The 238-nt window shown below is 49.6% G+C and carries 1 protein-coding gene; it reads left to right on the top strand.

Annotated elements, in window-relative coordinates; all coding sequences use genetic code 11:
* Positions 1-31 precede the first annotated feature (31 nt).
* Positions 32-238 (top strand): hypothetical protein (locus RMT89_RS45280; RefSeq protein WP_315889575.1); only part of this gene is annotated, 207 nt, incomplete at its 3' end.

The raw sequence follows: 238 nt of genomic DNA, 5'->3' as shown, positions 1-238 counted from the left end.
CGTAGACATTGGTACACGTGCTGATGCCTACGTGATCCAGTACAAGCGTATGCTTGAAAAGACCGGTGGTGATGCACGTATCGACCGTAAGCAGACCAAGAACGCAATCATGACTGCTTTCTATGGTTCCGAGGCAACGCCAAAGCGTGTTTTCGGTGAAGGCCAGTTGTTGGACATCTTCACTGAAACCATGGAAGAAGGTGCACCATATGCATGGGAACTGAACCAAGCATGTCTG

The sequence above is a fragment of the Streptomyces sp. P17 genome (assembly GCF_032436805.1).
GTDB lineage: Bacteria > Actinomycetota > Actinomycetes > Streptomycetales > Streptomycetaceae > Streptomyces.
Note: the sequence above shows the minus strand (reverse complement) of the source record. Positions and strands in the feature narration are given on the sequence as shown.